The organism is Kocuria subflava, from assembly GCF_012163155.1.
GTDB classification, from domain to species: Bacteria; Actinomycetota; Actinomycetes; order Actinomycetales; family Micrococcaceae; genus Kocuria; species Kocuria subflava.
Genome location: NZ_JAAVUN010000086.1, coordinates 1 through 1,010 on the forward strand (window position 1 = coordinate 1; position 1,010 = coordinate 1,010).

A 1,010-nucleotide genomic window follows, 5' to 3' on the forward strand; every position below is an offset into this window, starting at 1 on the left:
TCCCAGACCGATCGCGATCGCAACCCCCGCGCCGATCAGGGGCCCGATGACACCACCGAGGGTAAGGCCACGATGTGCGCCCAACACCACCACGGCCGCAACCGCAGACACCACCACGGCGGCCGGCCCGTGCCACCGCGGCAACAGATGCAGATAGCAGAAGAACAGCGGGAAGACCAGAAAGGCTGCGTCCGGTGCGAGGAAGACCAGAAGCATCCATTCGACGGTCAGCAGGATCAGCCAGCCAACGGTTCGCGGATGGAGGCTTTCCGCCCTCCCCAGGCCGACGGCGTGGCGCGCCAACCAGACACCGGAGAAGAAGGTGACTTCGAAGATCACCACCAGAGAGACCGCCGCCACCGGGGCGAGGCTGTCCCCCAGGGCAGCGCGAAGCACCACAAGCAAACCCAGCCCCGCGATCAACGTGTAGAGACCCACACGCAGCCCCACGAACACGGGACACAACGCAGAAGAGTCCATGCTCCTCACGCTAATGCCTGTGACGCACTGCGCGACATCCATCGAAAGTTGGTCCCGGACACCCTTCCATCGCGGATGCAGCAGTGCACCTTTCCACGATGGCACGGGACATGGATTCCGGGAGATTGGAGCCAACCAAGAACTCCGGCCAAGGCCACGCCTTCCAGACAAGGACCGGTCCGTGATGCGGGAGTCAGACATGAAAGAGGACGCATCGTGTTTGTTGCATGGCGTGACATGCTTTTCGCAAAGGGCCGGTTCACCCTGATCACCTCCGTGGTGGTCCTGATCACCCTGCTTGTTGGATTCCTGACGGGTCTGACCGGAGGATTGGCCAACGAAAACATTTCCGCAGTTCAGGGACTCAACGCAGACAAGATCGCCCTTGCCAACGTCGCGGAGAGCACATCCGAGAAGGACCCCACGTTCTCCGACTCCCAGATCACCCGGGAGCAAGCCAAGGCCTGGTCCCAAGCGGAGGGCGTGGAAGAGTCCACTGCAATCGGCATCTCCCAATCCCGGGGAGAGAC

The 1,010-nt window shown here is 62.4% G+C and carries 2 pseudogenes; one reads left to right on the top strand and one right to left on the bottom strand.

Going from position 1 to position 1,010, the window contains the following annotated elements:
- Positions 1 to 480, bottom strand: a pseudogene (locus GTW58_RS13065) (sensor histidine kinase); the annotation flags it as partial.
- 237 nt (positions 481 to 717) lie between these two features.
- On the opposite strand from GTW58_RS13065, the pseudogene GTW58_RS13070 reads away from it, so the two are divergent.
- Positions 718 to 1,010, top strand: a pseudogene (locus tag GTW58_RS13070) (ABC transporter permease); the annotation flags it as partial.